This is a genomic window from Mucilaginibacter sp. P19 (assembly GCF_050632265.1).
Taxonomy (GTDB): domain Bacteria; phylum Bacteroidota; class Bacteroidia; order Sphingobacteriales; family Sphingobacteriaceae; genus Mucilaginibacter; species Mucilaginibacter gossypii.
Map to the genome: position 1 here is coordinate 1021385 of NZ_CP192586.1, position 26553 is coordinate 1047937.

At 41.8% G+C, this 26553-nt stretch carries 26 protein-coding genes and 1 pseudogene; all 27 read left to right on the plus strand.

Translation table 11 applies throughout. The features are described from left to right. The 27 genes and pseudogenes from ACQ86K_RS04925 to ACQ86K_RS05055 all read left to right on the plus strand — a co-directional run bounded on the left by ACQ86K_RS04925 (position 1) and on the right by ACQ86K_RS05055 (position 26553). Positions 1 to 831, plus strand: a complete 831-nt coding sequence (locus ACQ86K_RS04925) for an energy transducer TonB (RefSeq protein WP_091175774.1) — start codon at positions 1 to 3, stop codon at positions 829 to 831. Positions 832 to 834: 3 nt separating this feature from the next. After that, positions 835 to 1065 carry a hypothetical protein gene (locus tag ACQ86K_RS04930; protein ID WP_090533924.1) on the plus strand — a complete coding sequence of 77 codons (231 nt, stop codon included), beginning with the start codon at positions 835 to 837 and terminating at the stop codon, positions 1063 to 1065. Beyond that, positions 1055 to 1975, plus strand: coding sequence for a PstS family phosphate ABC transporter substrate-binding protein (locus tag ACQ86K_RS04935; protein WP_431199917.1), 921 nt, complete (start codon positions 1055 to 1057; stop codon positions 1973 to 1975). The genes ACQ86K_RS04930 and ACQ86K_RS04935 overlap by 11 nt, the downstream gene beginning before the upstream one ends. A gap of 17 nt (positions 1976 to 1992) precedes the next feature. After that, the gene (locus tag ACQ86K_RS04940; RefSeq protein ID WP_091175778.1) at positions 1993 to 3690 is read left to right on the plus strand and encodes a hypothetical protein; all 1698 of its coding nucleotides are present in this window, start codon (positions 1993 to 1995) and stop codon (positions 3688 to 3690) included. Between the two features lie 176 nt (positions 3691 to 3866). Then, complete coding sequence (locus ACQ86K_RS04945) at positions 3867 to 4238, plus strand: NADH-quinone oxidoreductase subunit A (protein ID WP_090533920.1); 372 nt, start codon at positions 3867 to 3869, stop codon at positions 4236 to 4238. 123 nt (positions 4239 to 4361) lie between these two features. Then, the gene (locus ACQ86K_RS04950; RefSeq protein WP_091175781.1) at positions 4362 to 4904 is read left to right on the plus strand and encodes an NADH-quinone oxidoreductase subunit B; all 543 of its coding nucleotides are present in this window, start codon (positions 4362 to 4364) and stop codon (positions 4902 to 4904) included. After that, entirely contained in the window at positions 4904 to 5407 is a 504-nt protein-coding gene (locus ACQ86K_RS04955) for an NADH-quinone oxidoreductase subunit C (protein WP_091175783.1), read from the plus strand. The genes ACQ86K_RS04950 and ACQ86K_RS04955 overlap by 1 nt, the downstream gene beginning before the upstream one ends. Before the next feature lie 137 nt (positions 5408 to 5544). Further along, positions 5545 to 6756, plus strand: a complete 1212-nt coding sequence (locus ACQ86K_RS04960; RefSeq protein ID WP_175490103.1) for an NADH-quinone oxidoreductase subunit D — start codon at positions 5545 to 5547, stop codon at positions 6754 to 6756. Beyond that, complete coding sequence (gene nuoE, locus ACQ86K_RS04965; RefSeq protein ID WP_090533912.1) at positions 6749 to 7273, plus strand: complex I 24 kDa subunit family protein; 525 nt, start codon at positions 6749 to 6751, stop codon at positions 7271 to 7273. Before ACQ86K_RS04960 ends, nuoE begins: the two co-directional genes overlap by 8 nt. 3 nt (positions 7274 to 7276) lie before the next feature. Then, positions 7277 to 8635: an NADH-quinone oxidoreductase subunit NuoF gene (nuoF, locus tag ACQ86K_RS04970; RefSeq protein WP_091175787.1), complete on the plus strand. Its 1359-nt coding sequence runs from the start codon at positions 7277 to 7279 to the stop codon at positions 8633 to 8635. Positions 8636 to 8803: 168 nt separating this feature from the next. Further along, complete coding sequence (locus tag ACQ86K_RS04975) at positions 8804 to 9793, plus strand: 2Fe-2S iron-sulfur cluster-binding protein (RefSeq protein WP_371328329.1); 990 nt, start codon at positions 8804 to 8806, stop codon at positions 9791 to 9793. Further along, positions 9793 to 10824, plus strand: a complete 1032-nt coding sequence (gene nuoH, locus ACQ86K_RS04980) for an NADH-quinone oxidoreductase subunit NuoH (protein ID WP_091175791.1) — start codon at positions 9793 to 9795, stop codon at positions 10822 to 10824. Before ACQ86K_RS04975 ends, nuoH begins: the two co-directional genes overlap by 1 nt. 17 nt (positions 10825 to 10841) lie before the next feature. Beyond that, positions 10842 to 11339, plus strand: coding sequence for a NuoI/complex I 23 kDa subunit family protein (locus tag ACQ86K_RS04985; protein WP_090533905.1), 498 nt, complete (start codon positions 10842 to 10844; stop codon positions 11337 to 11339). A gap of 57 nt (positions 11340 to 11396) precedes the next feature. Continuing rightward, positions 11397 to 11900 carry an NADH-quinone oxidoreductase subunit J family protein gene (locus ACQ86K_RS04990; protein WP_091175794.1) on the plus strand — a complete coding sequence of 168 codons (504 nt, stop codon included), beginning with the start codon at positions 11397 to 11399 and terminating at the stop codon, positions 11898 to 11900. Next, positions 11900 to 12229, plus strand: coding sequence for an NADH-quinone oxidoreductase subunit NuoK (gene nuoK / locus ACQ86K_RS04995; protein WP_090533902.1), 330 nt, complete (start codon positions 11900 to 11902; stop codon positions 12227 to 12229). The genes ACQ86K_RS04990 and nuoK overlap by 1 nt, the downstream gene beginning before the upstream one ends. A gap of 143 nt (positions 12230 to 12372) precedes the next feature. Continuing rightward, positions 12373 to 14286 (plus strand): NADH-quinone oxidoreductase subunit L, encoded by a 1914-nt coding sequence (gene nuoL, locus ACQ86K_RS05000; RefSeq protein WP_091175797.1) that lies wholly within the window; start codon positions 12373 to 12375, stop codon positions 14284 to 14286. 25 nt (positions 14287 to 14311) lie between these two features. Beyond that, the gene (locus ACQ86K_RS05005) at positions 14312 to 15787 is read left to right on the plus strand and encodes a complex I subunit 4 family protein (RefSeq protein ID WP_091175800.1); all 1476 of its coding nucleotides are present in this window, start codon (positions 14312 to 14314) and stop codon (positions 15785 to 15787) included. Between the two features lie 22 nt (positions 15788 to 15809). Continuing rightward, positions 15810 to 17193: pseudogene (locus ACQ86K_RS05010) on the plus strand (NADH-quinone oxidoreductase subunit N). A 55-nt stretch (positions 17194 to 17248) separates the two neighbouring features. Then, entirely contained in the window at positions 17249 to 17854 is a 606-nt protein-coding gene (locus tag ACQ86K_RS05015; RefSeq protein ID WP_431199918.1) for a DedA family protein, read from the plus strand. Positions 17855 to 17924: 70 nt separating this feature from the next. Continuing rightward, the gene (locus tag ACQ86K_RS05020; RefSeq protein WP_091175807.1) at positions 17925 to 18473 is read left to right on the plus strand and encodes an inorganic diphosphatase; all 549 of its coding nucleotides are present in this window, start codon (positions 17925 to 17927) and stop codon (positions 18471 to 18473) included. Positions 18474 to 18477: 4 nt separating this feature from the next. Further along, positions 18478 to 19818, plus strand: coding sequence for a hemolysin family protein (locus ACQ86K_RS05025; protein ID WP_091175810.1), 1341 nt, complete (start codon positions 18478 to 18480; stop codon positions 19816 to 19818). Between the two features lie 14 nt (positions 19819 to 19832). Beyond that, complete coding sequence (locus ACQ86K_RS05030) at positions 19833 to 20426, plus strand: RsmE family RNA methyltransferase (RefSeq protein ID WP_431199919.1); 594 nt, start codon at positions 19833 to 19835, stop codon at positions 20424 to 20426. Then, positions 20392 to 20541: a 16S rRNA (uracil(1498)-N(3))-methyltransferase gene (locus ACQ86K_RS05035; RefSeq protein ID WP_431199920.1), complete on the plus strand. Its 150-nt coding sequence runs from the start codon at positions 20392 to 20394 to the stop codon at positions 20539 to 20541. The genes ACQ86K_RS05030 and ACQ86K_RS05035 overlap by 35 nt, the downstream gene beginning before the upstream one ends. After that, a complete protein-coding gene (locus ACQ86K_RS05040) occupies positions 20541 to 21203 on the plus strand; it encodes a DUF4159 domain-containing protein (RefSeq protein WP_176844586.1) in 663 nt (220 codons plus the stop codon). The genes ACQ86K_RS05035 and ACQ86K_RS05040 overlap by 1 nt, the downstream gene beginning before the upstream one ends. 244 nt (positions 21204 to 21447) lie before the next feature. Then, positions 21448 to 21948: a biotin/lipoyl-containing protein gene (locus tag ACQ86K_RS05045; protein WP_091175814.1), complete on the plus strand. Its 501-nt coding sequence runs from the start codon at positions 21448 to 21450 to the stop codon at positions 21946 to 21948. Between the two features lie 152 nt (positions 21949 to 22100). After that, positions 22101 to 25130: a SusC/RagA family TonB-linked outer membrane protein gene (locus ACQ86K_RS05050; RefSeq protein WP_223266284.1), complete on the plus strand. Its 3030-nt coding sequence runs from the start codon at positions 22101 to 22103 to the stop codon at positions 25128 to 25130. A 16-nt stretch (positions 25131 to 25146) separates the two neighbouring features. Beyond that, complete coding sequence (locus ACQ86K_RS05055) at positions 25147 to 26553, plus strand: RagB/SusD family nutrient uptake outer membrane protein (protein ID WP_091175817.1); 1407 nt, start codon at positions 25147 to 25149, stop codon at positions 26551 to 26553.

Here is a 26553-nt window from a genome sequence, read left to right on the forward strand (position 1 = left end):
ATGTTAGGATCAAAATTAGACATACTAAAGCAGGAATGGATCGACGTTGTTTTTAGTAATCGTAATAAAGCCTATGGCGCTTACGAGCTAAGGAAAGAGAATTCAAAAAACACCAGCAAGTCGTTGATCATTGCTATTGTGGTTTTTGTATTTATAGTTTCTTTGCCAACTATCATCAACAAGATCAAAGGTCTTATCCCAGCGAAAGACGAAAAAGTGAAGATAACAGACGTGGTTCTGTTACCTCCGCCACCGGTTGACCAAACCAAAAAACCACCTCCGCCGCCACCTGAACCACCAAAACCAAAGGTAGACCAGGTACGTTTCCCTCCTCCGGTTGTAAAACCAGATAACGAGGTTAAGGAGAAAGATCCACCGACAGTGAAAGAGCTTGCTGTTGCCGATCCGGGTCAAAAAGACCAAAAAGGTGATCCTAACGCCGACATCAGGATTGATGAGCCGGTAGGTAACTCAGACGTTAAACAAGTTGTTGAAGCCGATCCTAACCAGATCTTTACTTCAGTTGAGCAGGTTCCTGAATTTGCCGGCGGTTTAGAGAAATTTGGTCAGTATTTGAGCAAAAACATCAGGTATCCGGCTGTAGCACGTGAAAACAATACGCAAGGTCGTGTAATTTGTACATTCGTTGTGGAAAAAGATGGTTCTTTAACTGACATCAAAGTTGTTAGGGGAATCGGCAGCGGTTGCGACGAAGAAGCGGTTCGTGTATTGAAAAATTCACCAAAATGGAAACCAGGTATACAAAACGGTCGTCCGGTTCGTGTACAGTACAGCGTTCCAATCAGCTTTACTTTAGCATCTGAAGAATAAGTAATGCCATTTAATTACAATAAAGAGCAAAAATCGCCCAAAAGGCGGTTTTTGCTTATTTTAGGAACTGCTGCATTTATTTGCTTTGTGGTTTTAGGTCTCATGATCATGTTTTGGGACGCGCTCCCGCTGCAACTGCAACATTATCAACGTTTACTTTTCGGTGCGTTTATTATAGGATACGCGATTTTGAGGTTTTCGAGATTGTTTAAGAAGGATCAGTATGAAGATTAAATTAGGGGTTGTATATGTATTGGTTTTAATTGTTTTAATAGCCGGTTTACAGGCTTGCAAGCAAAAACAAGTAAAATCCGTACCAACCGACAGCTTCAACGCCGGAAGAGCAACTTTCGTAGCCGATGAATCTTTTTCTCCAATAGTAGCACAGGAAGAATATGTTTACAGAAGCCGGTACCCCAACGCCGACCCGGTATTTATTTATAAAACAGAAAACCAGGCTGTAAATATGTTGTTAAACGACAGTGTTAGGCTTGCGGTATTATCGCGCAGGCTTGATACCGCGGAGCGTAATATAATAACCCGCCGTACATTGAGTGTTGAGGAAGTACCTTTTGCAGTTGACGCAATTACATTGATAGTTAATAAGGCGTCGAATGATACCGCTATTACTGTCGCTCAATTAAAAAAGGAGCTTAAAGGCCAGGGGGACGGAAATAAAACTATAGTTTTTGACAATCCGAACTCAAGTTTGGTAAGGTATTTGAAGGACTTCTCTGGTAATAAGGAGTTTAAGCAGAAGAATATATACGCGCTCAAATCAAATATCGAAGTTATTAAGTACGTAAGCGAACATCCTGATGCATTAGGCATTATAGGCTTTAGCTGGATTAATAACCCGGAAAAAGAGTACGCAGATTATGTTGAAAAAGTGAAAGTTGTAGGGGTTAGAGATGAAGGAAACAAGCAGTATCCTATTGAATATTTTAAACCTTCGCAAGAATCACTTGTCTTAAAACAGTACCCTTTGAGCAGGAGTTTATATTTGATCAACTGCTCAAGTAAGAATGGTTTAGCAGCAGGATTTGTTACGTTCCTGGCCAGTGATGTGGGGCAACGGATAATATTGAAATCGGGTTTACTACCTGATTCAATTCCCCCGAGAGAGATAATTTTAAAAAAGTAAACTATAACTAAATAAAGATGAAAATGATCAGTAAAATAGCTAAGGCTTCATTAGGACTGGTATTTTTAGGTTCATCATCAGTTTTTGCGCAAAGTCTTGCCGACGCCAAAAAAGCTATTGACGCCGAACAATATCAGAAAGCAGAGTCGATGCTCAAAACGCTTACTACTACTCAGCCAACCAAAGATGAGAATTTCTTTTATCTGGGTTGGGTGTACATTAAACAGGACTATGCTGATTCGGCGAAAGTCGTTTTCAATAAAGGTATTGCTGCAAATCCAAAATCAGCATTAAATTATGCCGGTTTAGGTGCTGTTGCCCGTTTAGATAAGGATAACTCCGGTGTAACAACTAACTTTAATCAGGCTGTAGCTTTGGCAGGTAAGGACGCAAAACCTTACACGTATGTGGGTTTATCATATTTGCTGCCTACCACTGCCGATAAAAAAGTAACTCCTGCTGATGCAGATGCTGCTATTGCAGTACTGACTAAAGGAAAAGCTATCAATGCAAAAGATGTTGATTTGCTTATCGCTCTAGGTGATGCTTACCGCTCTGTGTTAAAAAGTAACGAAGCGTACTCAAACTATTCTGACGCTTCTACGCTTGATCCTAAAAACCCGGCTGCTAAGGTTGCAACCGGTGTATTGTATAAATTTGCTAATAACTTTGATGGCTCTGAGCAGCAATTTAAAGACGCATTGGCTATCAACGCCAACTATGGCCCTGCTTACCGCGAATGGGCTGAAACCGACCTGCGCTGGTCGTTAACTGACCCCAAAATGGCTTCTGCTAAAATTAAAGAAGCTGTTGATCACTACAAACAATACCTGAGTTTAACAGATCAATCGGTAGAATCTCAAATGCGTTATGCCGACTTCCTGATCCTGGCTGGTGATTATAAAACTTTACAACAGGTAGCTACTGATCTGTCAAAATCAGCAAGCACTAATGCAAGGGTTTATCGTTACCTGGCTTATGCGGCTTACGAAAACAAAGATTATCAAAATGGTTTAACTGCAATCAACACCTGGTTCCAGAAAGCTGATCCAAAACGTATCATCCCGCGTGACTATTTATATCAGGGTCGTTTGCAGATCGCTCTTAATCAGGATTCGGTAGGTATCATTACATTACAGAAAGCTTTAACTCTTGACAGTACTCAGACTGATGTGTACGCTGAGATCGCTAAATCGTATTTCCGCCAAAAGAAATACGCGCAAGCTGGAGATGCTTACAGGGAAGTTACTCTTAAAGGTGGCCACAGCGTTAAGTTAACCGACTATTTTTACGAAGGTATCAGCTATTATTATGGTTATGATACAAAAGCGCCTAACGATTCACTGCTTACACGCGCCGACAGTGCATTTAGCTATGTAATAGCCAAAACAGCTAGCAGTCCGTTTGCAGATGCTTTTTTATATCGTGCACGTGTTAACGATTTAAAAGAAAAAGACCGTAATAACATTTCAGGATATGCGAAACCATACTACGAAAAGTATATAGAAGTGGTTAACGCAAAGGGCGCCCCTGACGAAAAAACTAAGAAAAGTTTAGCGGAAGCCTATGCTTATCTAGGCACGATTTACCAGTATAAAGAGAAAGACGACGCTAAAGCATCCGAAAACTTTGCTAAAGCGCGCGAACTTGATCCTGCTAACAAAAGTGCCGCCGCCTACTTCCAACGCAAGGGCGGAGCTGGAAAAGGTAAATAACATTATATAAACAGATATGAAGGGCCTCCTGAAAAGAGGCCTTTTTTTATTTCTCCGGTTTGAGAAATTGATTAATGATGGCGATTTGTAATCAAGATTAGTACTGAATTGCAGAAATGATTAACAACCTTATAAATCACACTTTTTTATTATTAAGGCATTAGTATATTTGCAGCATGGAAGCACAAAGTTTACCGGTTAATTATTTACCCATCATATTTCAAATGGTGGTTGCTTTAGGGTTTGTGGTAACAACAATGTTTGTAACGCACAAAATAGGGCCCAAAAGAAAAACAAAAGATAAGCTGACACCTTTTGAGTCGGGTATTGAGGTAGTGGGTAATGCCCGGACACCAATCTCTATTAAATATTTCCTGGTAGCCATTTTGTTTGTGCTGTTTGATGTGGAGGTTATTTTTATGTACCCCTGGGCGGTAAATTTCAAGGCGTTAGGTACTACCGGTCTTATTGAAATGTTTATTTTCATGGCGACACTTCTGCTGGGTTTTATCTACGTAATAAAAAAGGGAGCTTTAGATTGGGATTAAGTTTAGATTGATTCTAAATATACCCCCTCTATACCCGTAGTGTACTTTTTACATCGTTATTATTGTAAATTTGCTGCTATTATCCACATTTAGTGGTGATGGTTTTTCTATCAATTTAGTTCAATGAGTGATATTCAATTAGTTGATGCCCCTGCCGGAGTTGAAGGCGCCGGGTTTTTTGCTACCTCGCTTGATAAAGTAATAGGCATAGCGCGCTCAAATTCATTATGGCCTTTACCATTTGCTACTTCGTGTTGCGGTATTGAGTTTATGGCCACCATGGCATCTCACTATGATCTTTCACGTTTTGGTGCCGAGCGTTTGAGTTTTTCACCACGACAGGCCGATTTGTTAATGGTTATGGGTACTATAGCCAAGAAAATGGCTCCTGTACTGCGCCAGGTATACCTGCAAATGGCCGAACCGCGTTGGGTAATGGCTGTTGGCGCGTGCGCTTCAAGCGGTGGTATATTTGATACTTACTCGGTTTTACAGGGTATTGACGAGGTGATCCCGGTAGATGTTTACGTGCCGGGTTGCCCGCCGAGGCCAGAGGCTATTATAGATGGTTTTATGAATATTCAGGAGCTGGTAAAAACGGAATCCCTGCGCCGCAGAAATGAGCCTAAATACCAGGAATTGTTAGCTAAATACGGAATCCAATAATGGCTAAGATACCTAACGAACAGCTTATTAAAGCTATAGCCGATAAATTTGATACTTCAGTAACAGTTATTGGCGAACCATATGAATTGCTTACTGTTGAAACAGGTCGCGAAACAATCATTGATCTGCTTACATTCCTGAAAACGGATCCGGCTCTTAGGTTCATTTTTCTGACAGATATTACAGGTATCCATTACCCTGAACAGGAAAAGCCGATAGGCGTTATTTATCACCTGCATAGCCTCACTACCAATACCCGCATTAGGATCAAGGTATTTTTGGCCGATGCTGATGTGCATATCCCAACTGCTACGGTGCTTTGGGATGGTGCAAACTGGATGGAACGCGAAACTTATGACCTTTTTGGTGTACTATTTGACGGTCACCCGGATTTGCGCAGGATTTTGAACGTAGATGATATGACCGCTTTCCCAATGCGTAAGGAGTTTCCGCTGGAAGATCCTAACCGTGTTGACAAGAAGGATTTCTATTTCGGAAGATAATACATAGATAGAAACAAGAAATTGAGACATAAGAAACAAGAAATAGGAAAGTAAGAAAGGGGGAGAAGTTTCCCGTCTTGACTCTTTATTTCTTGATTCTTGACGCTAAAAATTCCTGACTCTAATTAATAATACTGATGCAAAATCATCCTGTATATACAGATAACGATCCGCAAAGCGAGCTATCAACCCTTAACCTGGGGCCAACTCACCCTGCTACCCACGGGGTGTTTCAAAATGTGCTTCAGCTTGATGGCGAACGCATCGTTAGCGGTGTATCAACCATTGGTTATATACACCGCGCATTTGAAAAAATTGCCGAGCACAGGCCTTTTTACCAGATAACCCCGCTTACCGACCGTTTAAACTATTGCTCATCACCCATCAATAACATGGGCTGGCATATGACAGTTGAAAAGTTGTTAAATATCCAAACTCCAAAGCGCGTTGATTACTTGCGCGTAATTGTGATGGAGCTTGCCCGTATAGCCGATCATATCATTTGTAACGGTGTATTGGGTGTGGATACCGGCGCGTTTACAGGCTTCCTGTACATGATGGAGCACCGTGAGGCTATTTATGAAATATATGAAGAAGTGTGCGGATCGCGCCTTACAACCAACATTGGCCGTATCGGTGGTTTTGAGCGTAACTTCAACAGCCGTGCATTCGATAAGCTGCGCGCATTTTTAAAGAACTTCCCTAAAACCCTTAAAGAGTTTGAAAGCCTGTTTAACCGTAACAGGATCTTTGTTGACCGTACCAGGGACGTAGCTGCTGTTAGCGCTGAAACCGCTTTGAGCTACAGCTGGACCGGGCCGCTTTTACGTGCTGCCGGTGTTGATTACGACGTAAGGGCTATGAACCCATATTCATCATACGAAGACTTTGAATTTGAAGTGCCGGTAGGCGACAATGGTGATGTTTACAGCCGTTTTTTGGTTCGCAACGAAGAAATGTGGCAAAGCTTAAGGATCATTGAACAGGCTTTAGCCAAACTTGATAAAGAACCAAGCGATATTTTCCACGCTGATGTACCTGAATTTTACCTGCCTCCAAAAGAGGAAGTATATAATAACATGGAAGCTTTGATCTATCACTTTAAAATTGTGATGGGCGAAATTCCAACCCCCAAAACCGAAGTTTATCATTCGGTTGAGGGTGCTAACGGCGAGCTGGGCTTTTACCTGGTTAATGATGGTGGCCGCTCACCGTACCGTTTACATTTCCGCAGGCCAAGCTTCATCAATTACCAGATGTATGCACCAATGAGCCGCGGTATGTTATTATCAGATGCTATTATTAACATGAGTAGTTTAAACGTTATAGCCGGAGAGTTAGATGCTTAGAGTTGACGAAGCTCAGGAACCGGTTGAATTTTCGCCGGCACTGATCAGCAAATTTGATGAAATAGTTAGCCGTTATCCGCAGGGGAAGCAAAAATCGGGCTTACTGCCGATCCTTCACCTGGTACAGGCCGAATTTGGCTGGGTAAGCGCGCCCGCGATGGATAAGGTTGCCGAATATTTAAGCATCCTGCCTATTGAGGTATACGAGGTTGCTACATTTTATACCATGTACTTTTTACGCCCGCAGGGCAAGTATGTGCTGGAAGTTTGCCGCACAAGCGGTTGCTGCCTGGTAGGTGCCGAAAAGATCATGGATCATATAGAGGAAACCCTTGGTGTAAAAGAAGGTGAAGTTACTCCCGACGGCTTATTTAGCTGGAGAGGGGTGGAGTGCCTTGCTGCCTGTGGTTTTGGCCCTGTATTGCAAATTGGCCCTGAGTATACTTTTTATGAAAACCTGACCAACGAGTCGGTAGATAAATTGATCAGTGATTTAAAAGCGAAAGCTAAGAATTAAATTATGGGACGGAAACTACTTTTAGAACATATAAACGTACCCGGCATCAATACTTTTGATGTTTACCGTTCAAAAGGCGGCTATGCTTCTGTGGAGAAAGCATTGAAAACCATGTCGCCTGAGGCGATTGTTGAGGAGGTTAAAAAATCGGGCTTACGCGGTCGTGGCGGTGCGGGTTTCCCTACCGGCATGAAATGGAGCTTTTTGGCTAAGCCCGAAGGCGTTGCGCGCTACCTGGTTTGTAATGGTGACGAATCGGAACCTGGTACTTTTAAAGACCGCTACCTGATGACTTATATCCCTCACTTGCTGATTGAGGGCATGATTGTATCAAGTTTTGCGCTTGGTGCTAATACATCATACATCTACCTGCGCGGCGAAATGATGCCACAGGTAAGGATCCTGGAAAAGGCTATCGCTGAAGCAAAAGCAAAAGGCTTTTTAGGTAAAAATATATTAGGTACCGGTTACGATCTTGAGCTTTACGTTCAGCCAGGCGGTGGTGCTTATATCTGCGGTGAAGAAACTGCTTTATTGGAATCATTGGAAGGTAAACGCGGTAACCCTCGTATTAAACCACCGTTTCCGGCTATTGCCGGTTTATATGGTTGCCCTACAGTGGTGAACAATGTTGAATCTATAGCGGCGGTTGTACCTATCATTAATGAGGGTGGCGACGAATATGCTAAAATAGGTATCGGTCGTAGTACAGGTACCAAATTGATCTCTGCAGGTGGTAACCTGAAAAAACCTGGGGTTTATGAAATTGAACTCGGTGTACCTGTTGAAGAATTTATTTATTCTGATGAGTATTGCGGTGGTATCGCCAATGGCAAACGCCTGAAAGCTGTTGTTGCCGGTGGTTCATCAGTACCAATTTTACCGGCTAACCTCATCCTGAAAACTATCAATAATGAAGCCCGCTTGATGAGCTATGAATCATTATCAGATGGTGGTTTCGTAAGCGGTACCATGTTGGGTTCGGGTGGTTTCATCGCTTATGATGAAGATGCCTGTATTGTACGTAATACCTGGAATTTCGCCCGTTTTTATCACCACGAGAGTTGCGGACAATGTTCGCCTTGCCGTGAGGGTACTGGCTGGATGGAGAAAGTATTACATCGCTTGGAATATGGCCATGGCAAAATGAGCGACATGGACTTGCTGGTAGATGTATCTAAGAAAATAGAGGGAAATACCATTTGTCCGCTGGGTGACGCGGCAGCATGGCCTGTGGCCAGTGCTATTCGCCATTTCAGGGATGAGTTTGAATGGCACGTAACTAACGCGAGCGAAGCAACTTCAAGAAACTACGGTTTGGCACATTACGCTGATCCGCTGAAAGTTGCAGAGACGGCGTAAATATATAACTATATGTCATTGTGAGCGGAGCGTGGCAATCTCGTCGCATGAAAAGAATAGCTACGAGATTGCTTCGTGCCTCGCAATGACATAGTGGTTTAGCTTTTAAAATTGATTTAGAGGCGAAGAATTTTAGAAATTAACAAACGACGTTATTATTAAATGTCAATGAAAGTAACAATAGACGGAATAACCGTTGACGTAGAACCCGGAACAAGCATCCTGAACGCCGCAAGGCAGATAGGAGGTGATATTGTTCCGCCTGCTATGTGCTATTACTCTAAACTGCAGGGCAGCGGTGGTAAATGCCGTACCTGTTTGGTTAAAGTTACCAAAGGATCAGAAAAAGATCCGCGCCCTATGCCTAAGCTGGTGGCTTCATGCCGCACTGGTGTTATGGATGGGATGGAGGTACAAAATATTACTTCGCCAGAAGTTATTGAAGCCCGTAAAGGCGTGGTAGAAATGCTGCTGATCAATCACCCGCTTGATTGCCCTGTTTGCGACCAGGCCGGCGAATGCCACTTGCAGGATCTGGGCTTTGAGCATGGGGCAGCTAAAACGCGCTATGAATTTGACCGCCGTACATTTGAAAAGATCGACATAGGTGACAAAATTCAGCTGCACATGACCCGCTGCATCCTTTGCTACCGTTGTGTGTTTACTGCCGATCAAATTACCAATACCCGTTTACATGGCATCCTGAACAGGGGCGATCATTCTGAAATTTCCACATATATCAGCAAAGCTGTTGATAACGATTTTTCGGGTAACATGATTGACGTATGCCCGGTAGGTGCTTTAACTGATAAAACTTTCCGCTTTAAAAACCGTGTTTGGTTTACCAAGCCTGTTGAAGCACACCGCGATTGCGATAAATGCTGCGGTAAAGTAACACTTTGGTATAAAGGCGAAGATGTGATCAGGGTAACTGGCCGTAAAGATGTTTATGGTGAAGTTGAGGAATTTATCTGCAATACCTGCCGATTCGATAAAAAGAAAACTGCCGATTGGGTTATTGAAGGCCCACGTAAAGTATCTCACCACTCTGTGATCAGCGCTAACCATTACGAGTTTACACCGCTGCCGGTTGTTAAAACCAACCCGGTACTGATGGAAGCTAATAAAGAACAATTTGAAAGGGAGACCCGCTTATAATGGAAACTACCGATTTAATATTCAGGATCGTACTGATCGTTGTGATTTTCGCTATCAGCCTGGTTGTGGCTATGTATTCAACCTATGCCGAACGTAAAGTTGCTGCATTTTTCCAGGATAGGATAGGCCCTAACCGTGCCGGCCCCTGGGGTATTTTACAACCCCTTGCCGATGGTGGCAAGATGTTTTTGAAAGAAGAGATCATCCCTACCAATGCAACCGGCTTCCTGTTCATTGTGGGCCCTTCACTGGCTATTTTAACTGCTTGCATCGGTTCGGCTGTTATTCCATGGGGATCGGCTATCCAAATTGGCGGTCGCACTTTTGATCTCCAGGTTACCGATATTAACGTAGGTGTACTCTACATTTTTGGTGTGGTATCATTGGGCGTTTATGGTATTATGATTGGCGGCTGGGCTTCCAATAATAAATACTCATTATTAGGCGCTATCCGCGCGGCATCACAAAATATCAGCTATGAAATTTCGATGGGTTTATCCATCATCGCATTGCTGATGCTTACCGGTACTTTAAGTCTTAAGGAAATCGCGGAGCAACAACATGGTTTTGCCTGGAATGTTTGGAGACAGCCACTTGGCTTCCTGCTGTTCCTGGTGTGTGCTTTTGCCGAAACCAACCGCTCACCGTTTGACTTACCTGAGTGCGAAACCGAGCTTGTAGGTGGCTATCACACCGAATACTCATCAATGAAATTAGGTTTTTACCTGTTTGCCGAGTATATCAACATGTTCATTTCATCGGCAGTAATGGCTACCCTGTACTGGGGTGGTTACAATTACCCTGGTATGGATTGGGTTGCGGCTCAGGCCGGACCAACCATTGCACCGCTTATTGGCGTTGTTGTATTATTTGGTAAGATATTCTTCTCTATCTTCTTTTTCATGTGGGTGCGTTGGACTATCCCGCGTTTCCGTTATGACCAGTTGATGGACCTTGGCTGGAAAATATTAATTCCATTGGCCATCACCAACATCGTGCTGACAGGCGTGATTAGTACATTACTTAAATAGATTGGAGTTTTTAAAAAATGGAATCATTAAGCAATAAACGAAAAGTACTGGAAGTTAAGCCACTCAATTTTTTAGAGCGTGCTTACCTGCCGGCCATTGTGGGCGGTTTATCCACTACAATGAAACACTTTTTCAAAAAGCCGGTAACCATCAGCTATCCTGAAGAAAAGCGTGAATTTTCAGAGAATTTCCGCGGCATGCACTCGCTTAAACGCGATGAGGATGGCAGGGAGCGTTGTACAGCCTGCGGCCTTTGCGCATTATCGTGCCCGGCAGAAGCTATTACCATGACAGCTGCCGAACGCCAGAAAGGCGAGGAGCACCTGTACCGCGAAGAGAAATACGCTGCTGTTTATGAAATCAACATGCTGCGCTGCATTTTTTGCGGTTTATGTGAAGAGGCCTGCCCTAAGGAAGCTATTTATCTTGACGGTGATATCGTACCTGCCGACTACTTAAGGAAGGATTTTATTTACGGTAAAGACAAATTAGTAGAAGCACCCTTAAATCAATAAAGAAGTTTTATACCTTTGCCCTGCCTAAAAGGGTAAAGGTATTTTGTAAATAAAAACATGAGTACATTTTACTTCATCGCATTTTTGTCCATATTCTTTTCGATATTGGTAATCTCGGCCAAAAATCCGGTACATAGTATCCTTTATCTGATCCTTACCTTTTTTACTTTCACCATTCACTACATTTTGCTTAACGCTCAATTTTTGGCGATTGTAAACTTCATCGTGTACATGGGCGCTATATTGGTATTGTTCCTGTATACGCTGATGCTCATCAACCTTAACAAGGAGTCGGAGCCTGTAAAGCCTTTCATGGTTAAAATAGCTGGTGTTTTTGGCGGCGGCATCTTGGCTGTAGCTGTTGCATCTTCACTTAAACTGATGGGCGCATCAAACCCGGTATTGTTACAAAACCCTGATCTGGGCCTTGTAAAAAACTTAGGTAAAGTATTGTTCAACGAATTTTTATTGCCATTTGAAATATCATCTGTATTGCTTTTATCAGCTATGGTAGGTGCGGTATTATTGGCTACTAAAGAAAAAGAACCTAAAGCAGCATAATGGAAAGTTTAACAAATACTATGCACGCCGTGCCGCTTAATCATTACATATTGTTAAGCACAATCATTTTTGCTATAGGCGTAATGGGCGTATTGATCCGCCGTAATGCCATCGTGATCTTCATGTCGGTTGAGTTGATGCTTAATTCGGTTAACCTTTTGCTTACCGCGTTTTCGGTATACAGGGGTGATGCAACCGGGCAGGTATTCGTGTTTTTTATCATGGCGCTGGCCGCTGCTGAAGTTGCAGTTGGTTTGGCTATTATCGTGATGATCTATCGTAATACAAACTCAATTGATATCAACGTACTAAACAGGTTGAAATGGTAACAGGTATTTCCGATTTCGGAGTTTCAATTTCGGAATTGTAATAGCTGATTAGTAATAAAACAAACGTTGTTGCCTCTTTCCCGCAATAGCGATTAGATAATTAAAAACGTATAACGTAACGCGTAAAACGTACAACATCGAACATGGATAAATATATCTGGCTTATTCCAATACTACCGTCAGCCGGTTTTGTTATAAACGGACTTGGCCGTAATTCATTATCAAAAAGTGTAATTGGCTTTATTGGCAGTTTGCTTGTACTGGTATCATTTGGTTTAAGCATTGCAGCTTTTTTCCAGGTAAAATCAACCGGAGTTCCTATTAATGTCAACTACTTTACCTGGTTTGCGGTTGGGTCATTAAAATTTCCTTTCGCATTCCTTATAGATCAGTTAAGCGCTATCATGCTGCTGATCATTACAGGTGTTGGCTTCCTGATCCACCTGTATTCTATTGGCTACATGCATGACGACGAAGGTTTCGGGAAATTTTTCGCTTATCTCAACCTGTTCGTTTTTTTCATGCTGCTGCTGGTTTTAGGTTCAAACTACCTCATCATGTTTATTGGATGGGAGGGCGTAGGCTTGTGCTCATACCTGCTGATCGGTTTCTGGTTTACCAACCCTGATTATGCAGATGCAGCGAAGAAAGCGTTTGTAATGAACCGTATCGGTGACCTTGGTTTCTTATTAGGCATCTTCACCATTATTTATGTTTTCGGTAGCATCCAGTTTGCAGAGATCTTCCCGAAGGCAGCTGTTATGAAATCAGGCGCTGGTCCACTGTTTATCATTACCATTTTACTATTCATTGGTGCCTGCGGTAAATCTGCGCAGTTGCCGTTATTTACCTGGTTGCCTGATGCGATGGCCGGCCCAACTCCGGTTTCGGCTTTGATCCACGCTGCTACCATGGTTACAGCCGGTATCTATATGATTGCCCGCTCAAACATATTCTACACTTTATCTCCGGATACAATGGAGATCATTGCTTATGTAGGTTTGGCCACGGCGCTTATCGCGGCTCTTATTGCATTAACGCAAACAGATATTAAAAAGGTATTGGCTTATTCAACTGTATCTCAATTAGGGTATATGTTTTTAGGTTTGGGGGTTGGTGCTTATACAGGTGCTTTCTTCCACGTGTTAACACATGCTTTCTTTAAGGCTTTATTATTCCTTGGTGCAGGCTCTGTGATCCACGCTATGAGCGGCGAACAGGATATGCGCAAAATGGGCGGCTTAAAAGGCAAGATTAAAACTACATTTACCACCATGATGATTGGTACTGTAGCTATTGCCGGTATTCCTCCGTTGGCAGGCTTCTTTTCAAAAGATGAAATATTAGCACATGCTTACGCGCATAGCCCTATATTTTGGGCCGTAGGTGTATTAACCGCTATGTTAACTTCATTCTATATGTTCAGGATGATGTACCTTACATTTTACGGAAAGTTCCGTGGTACTCATGAGCAGGAGCATCATTTACATGAATCGCCTCCAACAATGACTATTCCGCTTATCGTATTAGCTATCCTTTCAATTTTAGGAGGCTTTATAGGTGTGCCGGAAGTATTACACGGACATCATGAACTGGCACATTTCCTTGAGCCTGTTTTCCATAAATCAAACGAAATTTTGGGCGAGCATCATTTGTCCGAATCACTTGAATACGCGTTAATGGGCACTTCGGTAGCATTGGCTTTAGCTGCTATGGCTTATGCCTATATGAAATATGCTAAAAATGGCAGTGTACCTGTTGCTGATACTGAAGAGCGCCCGGCACTTACAAGTCTGTCATACCACAAGTTTTACCTTGATGAACTTTATGACCTGATTGTTCGCAAACCACTCGACTGGCTTTCAACCTTCTTCTATAACATCATAGAGCGTTTAGGTATCGATGGTTTGGTGAACGGGATTGGCAGAGGAACAATTGAAACCAGTAAAGGCCTGCGCCTGCTGCAAACCGGTAACGTAGGGTTCTACATATTTGTAATGGTACTGGGAATTATCGCGGTATTAGTATATAGCGTATTTGGATTAACTAAAATATAAACGATAAGCGTTTAGCAACATAAAAATGACCGTTAGTATATTACTTTTTTTGCCAATAGTTGCCGCTGTTATAACTGCCCTACTTAAAAACGGGATAGCTAAACATGCTGCATTATTTTTCTCTGTTGCCCAACTGGTAATAGCGCTTATATTTTTAAGCAAGTTTGTTCCGGATGCATCAACCCAGTTTGTAATTGATGTGCCATGGATCAGCAGTTTTGGAATTTACTTCAGTGCCGGTATCGACGGGATCAGTATGATCCTGGTTTTGTTAACCACGGTGCTTGTACCATTAATTATTTTAACAACCTATCAGCATCAATACAAAAATGAAGGTGCCTTTTATGGTCTCATCCTGTTTATGCAGGCTGGTATGCTGGTTGTATTTACCGCCCTCGACGGATTTTTGTTTTACGTTGGATGGGAAGCGGCATTGATCCCGATCTACTTCATTTGTGCCCTTTGGGGAGGTGAAAACCGCATCCGTATTACCATTAAATTTTTCATCTACACCTTTGCCGGTTCGTTGTTCATGCTGGTAGGCATTATCTACCTGTACCTCCAATCTCCAGACAAAACTTTCGACATCCACAATTTTTATAAAATGACTTTGGATGTTAAACATCAGAGCTGGATCTTCTGGGCATTTTTTCTGGCCTTTGCCATCAAGATGCCTTTGTTCCCTTTCCATACCTGGCAGCCTGATACTTATACCGAAGCTCCATCTGGCGGTACCATGATGTTATCAGGTATCATGCTTAAAATGGGTATTTACGGTGCTATCCGCTGGATGATCCCTAATGCCCCGCTTGGCTTTTATCATTTCCAGGCGTTGGCCATGATCCTTGGGGTTATAGGTGTAGTTTATGCTTCTATTATCGCCTTTAAACAAAAAGACGGAAAACGTTTGGTGGCTTATTCATCAATAGCACACGTTGGCTTGATTGCTGCGGGTATTTTTGCCTGGAATATTGCCGGTGTTCAGGGCGCCATGATTCAGATGCTTAACCACGGTATTAACGTTGTTGGTATGTTCTTTATCTGGGACATCATCAGCCGCAGGCTGAACACCCGTGAGATAGATCAGCTTGGCGGTATCGCGAAGGTAGCCCCTAAATTTGCAATAGGTTTCCTGATCATATTATTAGGTACAGTGGGATTACCGCTTACCAATGGTTTTATCGGCGAGTTCCTGTTGCTGAAAGGTGTATTTGATTTTAGCGTACTGCACTATGTAAACCTGGTACTGGCTGCCGTTGCGGGCCTTACCATCATTTTTGGTGCGGTTTACATGTTACGCCTTTATAAAAACGTAATGCAGGGCGAAACCAACCCGCTTACAGCGACTTTTGCTGATGTTAGCGGTACTGAAAAGTTGACGTTGTGCATCATTTGTGCCCTGGTTATTGTATTGGGAATTTATCCTCAGCCTATTCTGCATATCTCTGAAGCTGCGGTAACGCAACTGGTAAATCAGATAGGTTCAAAGTTTACAATGTAGGTTTAAGATTTTAAAGAAAAGAATGAATACTATAATCATCATATCTGTTTTACCTATAGTGCTGCTGTATTTAGGGTTATATAAAGCGCAAAAGGCTTTGCTGCCCGTTACTGTTATAGGATTGCTGGCTGCTTTGGGTTTTGCAATTTGCCAATGGACTTCAAAAGATACAGCTGAGCCGCTTTATACCGGCATGCTGTTGTTCAATAATTTCTCGGTTGTATTTTCAAGCGTTACCATTATATCTACTATCCTGATCCTGTTGCTGTCAAAAGGTTACTTTGAGCGTATCAGCAGGCACACGGCGGAATATTATGCTATTATCCTGTTTTCACTGACAGGCATAATCGTAATGGTATCGTTTAATAACCTTGTGATGCTGTTTATCGGCATCGAGATCATGTCGGTGAGCTTATACATCCTGGCGGGTATTAAAAAGAGCGATTTCGCTTCAAATGAAGCAGCTTTGAAATACTTTTTGATGGGTGCTTTTTCAACCGGTTTCCTGCTGTTTGGTATGGCGCTGTTGTACGGATCGTCGGGTTCATTCAATATCGATACTATCAGGGAGTATGTAATTAACCATCCACATATCGACCCTATGTTTTATACAGGCATAGCCCTGATCATTGTAGGTTTATGTTTTAAAGTAGGTGCAGCCCCCTTTCATTTCTGGACACCGGATGTATACGAAGGTGCGCCTACGCTGATCACGGCTTTCATGTCTACAGTAGTTAAAACAGCGGGATTCGCAGCCTTCCTGCGTTTGTTCTCTGCCTGTTTCCAGCCATTATCTGACTTCTGGACACCAATAATACTTGTAATTACTATCATTACCTTATTTATAGGCAATATCACCGCGTTGTATCAGCAAAGCTTTAAGAGGATGCTTGCATTTTCAAGTATCTCTCACGCCGGCTACCTATTATTTGCAATCGTGTCATTAGGCGCTGCCTCAGGTAATTCGGTATTTGTATATGCGACAGCATACTCGATAGCTTCAATCATTGCGTTTGGCGGTTTAATATTAGTACAGCAACAAGGTGGAAGTGATAACTTTGAAAGCTTTAATGGTTTGGGTAAGAAGAACCCGTTCCTTGCCTTTGTGTTAACTGTAGCCATGCTTTCATTGGCGGGGATTCCGCTTACTGCGGGCTTCATCGGTAAATTCTTCATGTTTTCGGGAGCGGTAAGCCGTTATCATATCGGTTTAGTTATTATAGCTGTGATTAACGCTATCATTAGTATCTTTTACTATTTCAGGGTCATCATCGCCATGTACTTCCGTACCGACGAGACGCGCAGAGCTTACTGTGCCGGTTTATTATAAAGTAGTATTCGCGCTTTCAGCTCTCGCCACAATCCTTATTGGTGTTTATCCCGATCTTATAGCCCGTTTCATATAATCGGTATTGATAACTGCAAATTGATATAATATTTGTAGTTTTACAGATATAGTGAATGGAAAGTTTCTGGGAATACCTTCAAAATTTAACTGACGCACAATCCATAATAAGCAGGGGTGGTTTTTATCTCTTGCTTATTGTTGTTTTTGCTGAAACCGGTTTATTCTTTGGTTTCTTTCTGCCCGGCGATTACCTGCTGTTTATGGCTGGTTTATTGTGTGCCGCTGGTAAAGTTGATGTTTCTATAACTACGCTGGTATTGTCATTGATAGGCGCCGGAGTATTAGGCAATTTTACAGGCTATTGGTTTGGTTACCGAACGGGGCCGGTATTATTCAATAAAAACGACTCACTATTTTTTAAGCGGCGCTACGTAGTACTGGCCAGTGAGTTTTACAACAAACATGGAGGGATGGCGCTTATTTTAGGGAGATTTTTCCCTATTGTTAGAACATTTGCTCCTATATTTGCAGGTGTTGTTAAGGTTGATGTAAAAAGATTTTCAGTTTATAACCTTATTGGCAGCGTAGCCTGGGTATGTGTATTTACGCTGGGCGGTTTTTTTAGGGCGAAGGTTCCCTCAACTGAAGGATTATCTGCAATACATTGTACTGGGACTGATTGTAATTACAACAATTCCGCTGGTTATTGCTTATGTTAAAAAGAAACTTCGTGAAAAAAACGAAAAAATAGATTAGTTAATAATTTTATATACTATATAATAAAGATAAATGAGTACTCTGCATCCATGGCACCAGGTTTCACCAGGTGATAATATCCCTGAAATAGTAAACGCTATTATTGAAATTCCAAAAGGATCAAAAGCGAAATATGAAATTGATAAAGAGTCAGGCTTACTGAAGCTCGATCGTGTATTATTTTCATCTGTAATGTACCCGGCTAACTACGGCTTTATCCCTCAAACCTATTGCGATGATAAAGATCCTTTGGATATCCTTGTACTTTGCTCAATTGACGTTTTCCCTATGTCTATCATTGAGGCTAAGGTAGTAGGTGTAATGCACATGGTTGATAATGGTGAGCAGGATGATAAGATCATTGCAGTGGCTAAAAATGACATGTCGGTAAATTATATTAACGACTTAAACGAATTGCCTCCACATGCCATGACCGAAATTGTTCGCTTTTTTAAAGACTACAAAAAATTGGAAGGCAAAAACGTAACCATCGAACATTTGTTAGGTGTACGTTATGCGCATAAAGTGATAACCGAGAGTTTGGAGCTGTACAAGTCTACGTTCCCTGTGTATCAATCATAAATAAATGGACCCCGCACATTACGAGATTAGTTTATTTTACATTTTCGCTACCATGTTTTTGGTTTTACTCAATGGCTTTTTTGTAGCCGCGGAGTTTGCCATGGTAAGGGTTCGGGGTTCGCAAATTGAAATTAGGGCCAAAGGCGGCAGTGGCGTAGCCAAAGTTGCCCGGGGCATATTGCATAATTTAGATGGTTACCTGGCTGCCACACAGCTGGGTATTACCATTGCTTCGCTGGCGCTCGGTGTTGTAGGTGAGGAGGTTGCCACTAACATCGTTATCCGCGCTTTCCTGAGCGTCGGCATAACCCTTTCTCCCGGTTATATCACGGCCAGTCATATCCTGGCTTTTAGCGTTATTACCATCATGCACATTGTTTTTGGTGAGCTTGCGCCTAAATCGTTAGCTATCCAAAAATCGGTACGTACAGTGATGGCTGTTTCATTGCCACTCAGGTTCTTCTTTGTAGTTTTCAGGCCATTTATATGGGTACTTAATAATTTTGCAAATTTCATTCTGAAATTATTGGGTATAAGCACCGTTGAAGGCAGTGAAACCCATCATAGTTCGGAAGAACTGCAATACTTGTTGGAGCAAGGTAAAGAGACCGGCGCACTTGACTCAAATGAGCACGAACTGATCCAGAACGTGTTTGATTTTAACGAGCGTGTGGTAAAAAACATCATGGTACCGCGTACCAAAATCTCGGGAGTCGATATCGCTTCAACCAAAGAAGAGCTGCTGGATATGATCATCAACGAAGGTTATTCGCGGATGCCGGTTTATGACGATGTGATAGATAAGATCATCGGTATTGTACACGCCAAAGATATTTTGCCACTACTGGCCCGTAATGAAGAGATCGTACTGAAAGATATTATCCGCAAACCGTATTTCATCCCCGAAACCAAAAAGATCAACGATCTGATGGCCGAATTGCAGCAAAAGCGTATCCAGATAGCTATTGTACTTGACGAGTTTGGCGGCACGGCAGGCATGGTTACATTGGAAGATATTGTTGAAGAACTGGTGGGAGAGATCCAGGATGAGTATGATGAAGAAAAGCCAATTGTTGAAAAGGTAAACGAACGTGAGTTTATAGTAAATGCACTTGCATCTATTTATGATGTAAATGAGCATTTACCGCATGATTTACCTGAAGATGGCGACTTTGATACCGTATCGGGCTGGCTTGGTGATATCTTCGGAAAGATCCCCGATGTTGGTGAGCAAAAAGAATCCAACGGGTACAATATCACCGTGTTGAAAAAATCTGACCAGAATATAGAATCAGTTAAACTCGAATTACTGATAAATGAAGAAGATGCAGTAGATTTACATTAATCTGCTTATTCATAATGCAACTTTTTTATACACCTGATATTGATGCCTCGCATCCCCAATATTTTCTGAGCGAAGAGGAAAGCAAACACGCCATACGTGTACTGCGCCTTGAAACAGGCAGCGAGGTACAATTGATTGACGGAAGAGGAGGCTTATATACAGCTCAGATCCATGATGCACACCCTAAGCGTACCATTCTAAAAATAACATCGGTAAACACCGAGTTTGAAAAACGTAACCATTACCTGCATCTTGCGGTAGCACCAACAAAAAATATCGAACGCCTGGAGTGGTTTTTAGAGAAAGCTACAGAAATAGGTATTGATGAGGTGTCATTAATTATCACCCAGCGGTCGGAACGTAAGGAAGCCAAAACAGAGCGTTTAAATAAAATTATTACGGCGGCTATCAAGCAATCCCTTAAGGCCTATCACCCCATATTAAATGAGCCTGTAACGCTAAATCAACTACTTGATAAACCTTTTAAGGGGCAAAAATTTATTGCTCATTGCGAGCCCGGAGAGAAATTTAATCTGAAAGACGAGAATAACCCCGCAGGGGCGTTATTTAATATTGATAGGCCCGGAAGGGGATTTTGCTCCGGCTGAGATTGATAAGGCTTTACAAAACGATTTTAAACCGATATCTTTAGGTACAAGTCGCCTGCGTACGGAAACGGCTGCGCTGGAGGCTTGCTTTGAGGTGAATTTTTTAAACAGGTGATGAAAAAAATAAGGTTAGCATTGGTTGTTTTATTTGCAGCTATAGCAATGAGCAGCTTTAATGCCCCTGCCTATAAAATTGCACGCCTCAAATACAGCGGTGGCGGTGATTGGTATGGCGACCGTACAGCGTTACCTAACCTGATCAAATTCTGTAACGAAAACCTCAAAACCAATTTTGATGATGATGATGAGGTGGTTGAAGTAGGCAGTGCTTCTTTATTTAATTATCCTTTCACTTTTATGACAGGGCATGGTAACGTGATCTTTTCCGATCAGGAAGCCCGTAACCTGCGTAAATACCTCACCGGCGGCGGCTTTTTGCATATCGATGATAATTACGGGCTCGACCAATATATTCGGCCGCAAATGAAAAAGGTGTTTCCTGAGCTCGATTTTGTTGAGTTGCCGGTAAATCACCCCATTTACCATCAAAAATATGCCTTCCCGAACGGCCTGCCCAAAATTCATGAACATGACGGCAAGCGCGCCCAGGGTTTTGGTTTGATATACAAGGGCAGACTGGTTTGCTTTTATACCTATGAGTGCGATTTAGGCAATGGCTGGGAGGATTATGGTACCTATGCCGGCGATACCCAGGAAGCCCGCCAAAAAGCTCTTAAAATGGGCGCAAATTTAATTCAGTATATTTTTACTCAATAGTAGCTGCTCTTACCTGAAGCTTTCATACGGTGATTCTTTTTAGCACTATCAGTTTAGGGTTTAATTTACTCGTTGCTGTATTGCAAGTGAAATTATACGGGATTTATTAAAGGTTTTATATAAAGCAATTGAATAATAATAAGCTTTTTGCATTTTGCTTTCAGCTTATATATAATATGTTTAGCTTTATACCAATCCCCTAAACAAATAATAAATAAACCGCTTATCCTCAAATCCAAATCCTATGTATAAATTGAGTATTAATGAACGCTACAGTATTGAAGCTGAAAGAACCGTTGCTGCAGGCTTACTTATTAACGGGTTTAAAAGTGAAGCCGATATTAAACAGTTAAGGCCGGGAATCTATCATGTTATTGAAAGCAACCGCTCATACAATGTCGAGATAGTTAATTTTAACGGTGACGAAAAAACTGCTGAAGTAAAGGTTAATAATCATATTTATCATATTACCGCTAAAGATCAGTTTGATATATTACTTGATAAGCTTGGATTTAGTGATTTAAACAGTGCCAGGATTAGTGAAATAAAAGCCCCCATGCCAGGTTTGGTTTTAAAAGTATTTGTAAATAAAGGAGATATCGTAAAAAAAGGTGATAATCTCTTTGTGCTTGAAGCCATGAAAATGGAAAATATTATTAAATCGCCGGCCGATGTTGTTGTAGAAAAGATATTAATAAAATCAGGAGATAAAGTTGAAAAAGGGCAAATCTTAATGTCGTTTTAACTAAGTGTTATCGCTTAAATATGCGATAATAACATTTTTGCAATGAACTGAACGTAATTTTAAGGCTTTTGTTGTTTCTGCACATTTTTTTTACGAACTTACTTTCTTAATTAACAATATTAACTTTTATGAAGAAACATCTACTAACAGTCATGTTACTGTTTTCTTGTATGGCTATGGTTTTTGCTCAAAACCGGGTTATTACAGGTAAAGTAACCGACCAGAAAGACGGCTCGCCCTTACCGGGAGTAAGCGTAACCGTAAAAGGCGTAACAGGAGTGGGCACCCAAACCGACATTAATGGAAGTTACAAATTAAGTGTACCTGCTACCGCCAAAGTTTTGGCTTTTAACTTTTTGGGATACCTCCCTCATGAAGTTTCAATAAATGGAGCCAACGTAAATGTGCAGTTAACCACCGATTCAAAAGTGCTTAACGAAGTTGTAGTTGTAGGATATGGTACACAAAGCAAGCGTTCGTTAACAGGCTCTGTTTCAAAAATTAAGGGCGGCGATATAGAGAATATTCCTGTACCAAGCCTTGAATCGGCTATACAAGGCCGGAGCCCTGGTGTGTATATCCAGGCCCAAAATGGTAAATTAGGGCAGGGCATCCAAGTCAGGGTACGTGGTGCATCTTCTGTATCAGCGGGCAGCCAGCCATTATACGTTGTTGATGGGTTACCGATCACCGTAGATGATTTTTCAAGTAACGGAGCATCCACCAATCCACTTGTGGATTTGAACCAAAATGATATTGAGTCTATTGATATCTTAAAAGATGCTTCTGCTGCAGCTATATATGGTTCCAGAGCATCAAACGGTGTTGTTTTGGTTACCACAAAAAAGGGTAAAGCAGGTTCAACAAAAATTACTTATAACCAATATTATGGTTTTAGTAAGCCGACCCGTGAGCGTGAATTTTTAAACTCAAAAGAATATCTAAATCTTGTTCAATCAGCTGCTGTTGCGGGTGGTTTGGAAAGTTATGCGAAGACCCGCTTAATCAGGTATGCAGCAGGAAATACAGATTATGCAAATACAAGTGTAAATACCAATTGGCAGGATCAGATTACCCAACATGCTCCCGTTCAAAACTATAACCTCGTGTTTTCGGGAGGAACTGAAAAAACAAAGTTTTACATATCTGGCACGTATAATGATCAAAAAGGCTGGATACTGAAAAACCAGATCAATCAATACAGCCTACGTACAAATATCGAGAACCAGGCTAACAACTGGTTGACAATTGGGGCTAATTTGAGTGTTTCGCGTACGCAAAACCATCGTTTGGATAATGACAATGCTTTTTCTACTCCTGAGCAAATCGTAGCCTTGTCGCCTATAACGCCAGTAATTGATCCGCGTACCGGTTTATTAAGTGGTCAACTTGACCCGGCTACGGGATTACCTAATAGTAATTTTCCGGTATATTTTAATCCGCTGTTAAATTCCGAGAATAGCTATTTCATTACTACTGACTACAGAAATCTCGGTAATGTTTTTGGAGAGATTAAAATATTACCGTCTTTGACTTTCAGGAGTGAAGTTGGAGTTGATATTTTAAATTCAACTGAGGATAATTATTCAGGTAGCTTGACAGCGCGTAATTCAGGTACTAATAATGGAGTAGGCTTTAACTCATCCATAACTTCTATTAATTTCAATACCAATAACTTTTTGCATTTCTTAAAAGATTTTGGAAAGAGCACTATTGACGCGGTTGGCGGTATGACTTACCAAAGACAGCAAAACGATCTGAATTCGTTAAATGGTGAACAATTTCCAAGTGATGCTTACAAGAAATTAACCAGTTCGGCAAGTATCACCAGCGCTTTGTCTTCTTCAACAGCTTATTCATTGCTATCTTATTTTGCAAGGGCTAATTATAAATACCATGATAGGTACCTGTTATCAGTAAGTGGTCGTATCGACGGATCTTCGAGGTTTGGCGCTGATCACCGATATGGTTTCTTTCCTGCAGGTTCTGTTGGGTGGATAGTTTCTGAAGAAGGTTTCATGAAAAAGCAGAGGCTGATATCCGATTTAAAATTAAGGGGTAGCTATGGTTTAACAGGTAATTCCGAAATAGGCAATTTCCCTGCACGGGGGCTGTATACAGAGTTTGGCTACGCTGGTGTTGCCGGTGCAAGGCCTACACAATTACCAAACCCCGATTTAAAGTGGGAAACTACTGCTCAAACGGATATAGGTTTGGATATAGCTTTCCTCGGAGGTCGTTTAGCAGGGCAGTTTGATGTTTATCTGAAGAAAACAAAAGATCTGCTGTTGAATGTACAGGTACCGGCAACTTCCGGATTTACTACCATTACACAAAACCTTGGCAAATTGCAGAACAAGGGGTTAGAAATCCAAATAGATTCAAAAAATCTTGTGGGTAAAGTAACCTGGAATACAAGCTTTAATATCTCATTCAACCGCAATAAAATTACAGACCTTAAAGGACAGATAATAACCGGTAGTGGTGATGCTGTTAACCGCGCTATGGAGGGTCAGCCTTTGGGCATATTTGTAGCGCCGGAGTTTGCCGGTGCTGATCCTGCAAATGGTGATGCCTTATATTACAAAAATGCCGATTTAGGCAACGGTAAACGAGACCGTACCAAAACTAATGATTATAACCAGGCGGTTCCTGTTGTAGTTGGTAATCCGAATCCTAAATATATCGCAGGCTTAAATAACAGTATCAGTTACATGGGTATAGATTTTAGTTTTCTGATACAATCAGTTAATGGGAACCAAATTTATAACGGCGGTGGCCAGTACATGTCAGTTGGTTTTAATAATGGTTTTGATAACCAAACCCGTGATCAGCTGCAGGCCTGGACTAAGCCCGGACAAATTACCAATGTACCCCAAGCTCGTTTGTTTGGTGGAAATGGTGTTAATCCGAGCTCAAGGTTCCTGGACGACGGTTCATATGTGCGTTTGAAAAATGTTGTGTTAGGGTATAACTTCCCGAAAGCTTGGATAAGCAAGATTAAATTATCGAGCTTAAGAGTTTACGCTCAAGCTACTAACCTGGCCACCTGGACAAAATACAAAGGCTGGGACCCGGAGCTGAATTCGGATGCATTTTCGGGAAATATTACCCAAGGGTATGATTTTTATGCAGCACCTCAGGCTAAAACTATAACTTTTGGTATAAACGTGGGATTTTAATTTAAGCTGAAGAACAATGAAAAAAACTAAATATACAATTATAGCATTGAGTACATTAGCAATGCTATATAGTTCCGGCTGCCAAAAGCAACTGGATATAAAACCCCAGGATTCTGTTGAGCAGGACCTTGCAATTAAAACTTCAAAAGATGTTCAGGGCGTACTTGTTGGTGCTTATACGGCCGCCGGCTTAAGGGGCCTATATGGAGGCCGGTTTCAATCAACCACCGACTTTTTAGCTGACGATGGCGACTTTTCATATTTCGGAACTTTTTCAGAATATACCGAACTGGCAAATAAAGCGATAACCGTTAATAATATTTTTGTTGAAGGTGTTTGGGATAGCGGGTATAATGCTATTAACGTGTGCAACAACGTTTTGACCAACTTAAATCTGGTTGATGCTGCCAATAAGGACAGAGTGGAGGGTGAAGCGAAGTTTTTGCGGGGGATGATCTATTTTGATTTGGCAAGGGTGTTTGCTAAAGCATGGAATGATGGGACGCCGGCTTCAAATCCGGCTGTACCAATAATATTAACTCCAACAACTTCAATCCCTGGTATTCAGAAGCCTTCACGCAACACAGTTGCTGAAGTTTATGCACAAGCCATAAAAGATCTTACAGACGCCGAAGCAAAACTGGATACGTATAAAACATCATTCGCTAACTCACCCGATGCTTCAGCGGTGCTCGCGCGGATATATCTCACACAGGAAAAATTTGAACTTGCCGAACAGGAAGCTACTAAGGTAATAAGTTCAGGTTTATACTCTTTGGTACCTGTTTTTAAGGACGAGTTCCAAAATTATGAACAGGCGACACGCGTATTCAACTCAAGCGAAGATGTGTTTGCTATCCAGATATCACCTCAATCAGGTTTCAATGCATTAAACGAGGTATTTGCAAGTGCTGATTTTGCAGGCAGGGGTGAAACCGTAATCAACGACCAGCACTTCGCCCGATATGAACCGGGGGACGCAAGGGCTGATGAGTTTTATAATGATGGGGATAATTACACCGCTAAATTTAACAATAAATTTGGCAACGTGATTGTGATGAGGCTTGCCGAAATGTATTTGATCAGATCAGAAGCCAGGTCGCAAAAAACTACCCCCGATTTTACAGGTGCTAAATCTGATTTGAATGTTGTAAGGAACCGGGCCGGATTAGCCAATACAACTGTTGCAAGCGGTAAGCAGGCGTTACGTGATGCAGTAGAGAATGAACGCCGTGTGGAACTCCCTTTTGAAGGTTTCAGGTTGTTTGATTTAAAACGCTACAAAGGGAGTACAGTTACTACAGATGAAGACGGAAATGTGGCAGATACTTTTGAGTGGAACTCGCCAAAACTGGTCTTCCCGATCCCAAAACGTGAGCGTGATGCTAACCCCAACTTAACACAAAACGAAGGGTATCAATAA

Excerpts from the sequence above, each read along its gene's own strand:
- nuoH (WP_091175791.1), top strand. The coding sequence starts at position 9,793 with ATGGAAACTACCGATTTAATATTCAGGATCGTACTGATCGTTGTGATT.
- ACQ86K_RS04945 (WP_090533920.1), top strand. The coding sequence starts at position 3,867 with ATGGAAGCACAAAGTTTACCGGTTAATTATTTACCCATCATATTTCAA.
- ACQ86K_RS05030 (WP_431199919.1), top strand. The coding sequence starts at position 19,833 with ATGCAACTTTTTTATACACCTGATATTGATGCCTCGCATCCCCAATAT.
- ACQ86K_RS05040 (WP_176844586.1), top strand. The coding sequence starts at position 20,541 with ATGAAAAAAATAAGGTTAGCATTGGTTGTTTTATTTGCAGCTATAGCA.
- nuoE (WP_090533912.1), top strand. The coding sequence starts at position 6,749 with ATGCTTAGAGTTGACGAAGCTCAGGAACCGGTTGAATTTTCGCCGGCA.
- ACQ86K_RS04985 (WP_090533905.1), top strand. The coding sequence starts at position 10,842 with ATGGAATCATTAAGCAATAAACGAAAAGTACTGGAAGTTAAGCCACTC.
- ACQ86K_RS04990 (WP_091175794.1), top strand. The coding sequence starts at position 11,397 with ATGAGTACATTTTACTTCATCGCATTTTTGTCCATATTCTTTTCGATA.
- ACQ86K_RS04955 (WP_091175783.1), top strand. The coding sequence starts at position 4,904 with ATGGCTAAGATACCTAACGAACAGCTTATTAAAGCTATAGCCGATAAA.
- ACQ86K_RS04925 (WP_091175774.1), top strand. The coding sequence starts at position 1 with ATGTTAGGATCAAAATTAGACATACTAAAGCAGGAATGGATCGACGTT.
- ACQ86K_RS05015 (WP_431199918.1), top strand. The coding sequence starts at position 17,249 with ATGGAAAGTTTCTGGGAATACCTTCAAAATTTAACTGACGCACAATCC.
- ACQ86K_RS05055 (WP_091175817.1), top strand. The coding sequence starts at position 25,147 with ATGAAAAAAACTAAATATACAATTATAGCATTGAGTACATTAGCAATG.
- ACQ86K_RS05020 (WP_091175807.1), top strand. The coding sequence starts at position 17,925 with ATGAGTACTCTGCATCCATGGCACCAGGTTTCACCAGGTGATAATATC.
- ACQ86K_RS04950 (WP_091175781.1), top strand. The coding sequence starts at position 4,362 with ATGAGTGATATTCAATTAGTTGATGCCCCTGCCGGAGTTGAAGGCGCC.
- ACQ86K_RS05005 (WP_091175800.1), top strand. The coding sequence starts at position 14,312 with ATGACCGTTAGTATATTACTTTTTTTGCCAATAGTTGCCGCTGTTATA.
- ACQ86K_RS05045 (WP_091175814.1), top strand. The coding sequence starts at position 21,448 with ATGTATAAATTGAGTATTAATGAACGCTACAGTATTGAAGCTGAAAGA.
- nuoL (WP_091175797.1), top strand. The coding sequence starts at position 12,373 with ATGGATAAATATATCTGGCTTATTCCAATACTACCGTCAGCCGGTTTT.
- ACQ86K_RS04930 (WP_090533924.1), top strand. The coding sequence starts at position 835 with ATGCCATTTAATTACAATAAAGAGCAAAAATCGCCCAAAAGGCGGTTT.
- ACQ86K_RS05050 (WP_223266284.1), top strand. The coding sequence starts at position 22,101 with ATGTTACTGTTTTCTTGTATGGCTATGGTTTTTGCTCAAAACCGGGTT.
- ACQ86K_RS05025 (WP_091175810.1), top strand. The coding sequence starts at position 18,478 with ATGGACCCCGCACATTACGAGATTAGTTTATTTTACATTTTCGCTACC.
- nuoK (WP_090533902.1), top strand. The coding sequence starts at position 11,900 with ATGGAAAGTTTAACAAATACTATGCACGCCGTGCCGCTTAATCATTAC.
- ACQ86K_RS04935 (WP_431199917.1), top strand. The coding sequence starts at position 1,055 with ATGAAGATTAAATTAGGGGTTGTATATGTATTGGTTTTAATTGTTTTA.
- ACQ86K_RS04940 (WP_091175778.1), top strand. The coding sequence starts at position 1,993 with ATGAAAATGATCAGTAAAATAGCTAAGGCTTCATTAGGACTGGTATTT.
- ACQ86K_RS04975 (WP_371328329.1), top strand. The coding sequence starts at position 8,804 with ATGAAAGTAACAATAGACGGAATAACCGTTGACGTAGAACCCGGAACA.
- ACQ86K_RS04960 (WP_175490103.1), top strand. The coding sequence starts at position 5,545 with ATGCAAAATCATCCTGTATATACAGATAACGATCCGCAAAGCGAGCTA.
- nuoF (WP_091175787.1), top strand. The coding sequence starts at position 7,277 with ATGGGACGGAAACTACTTTTAGAACATATAAACGTACCCGGCATCAAT.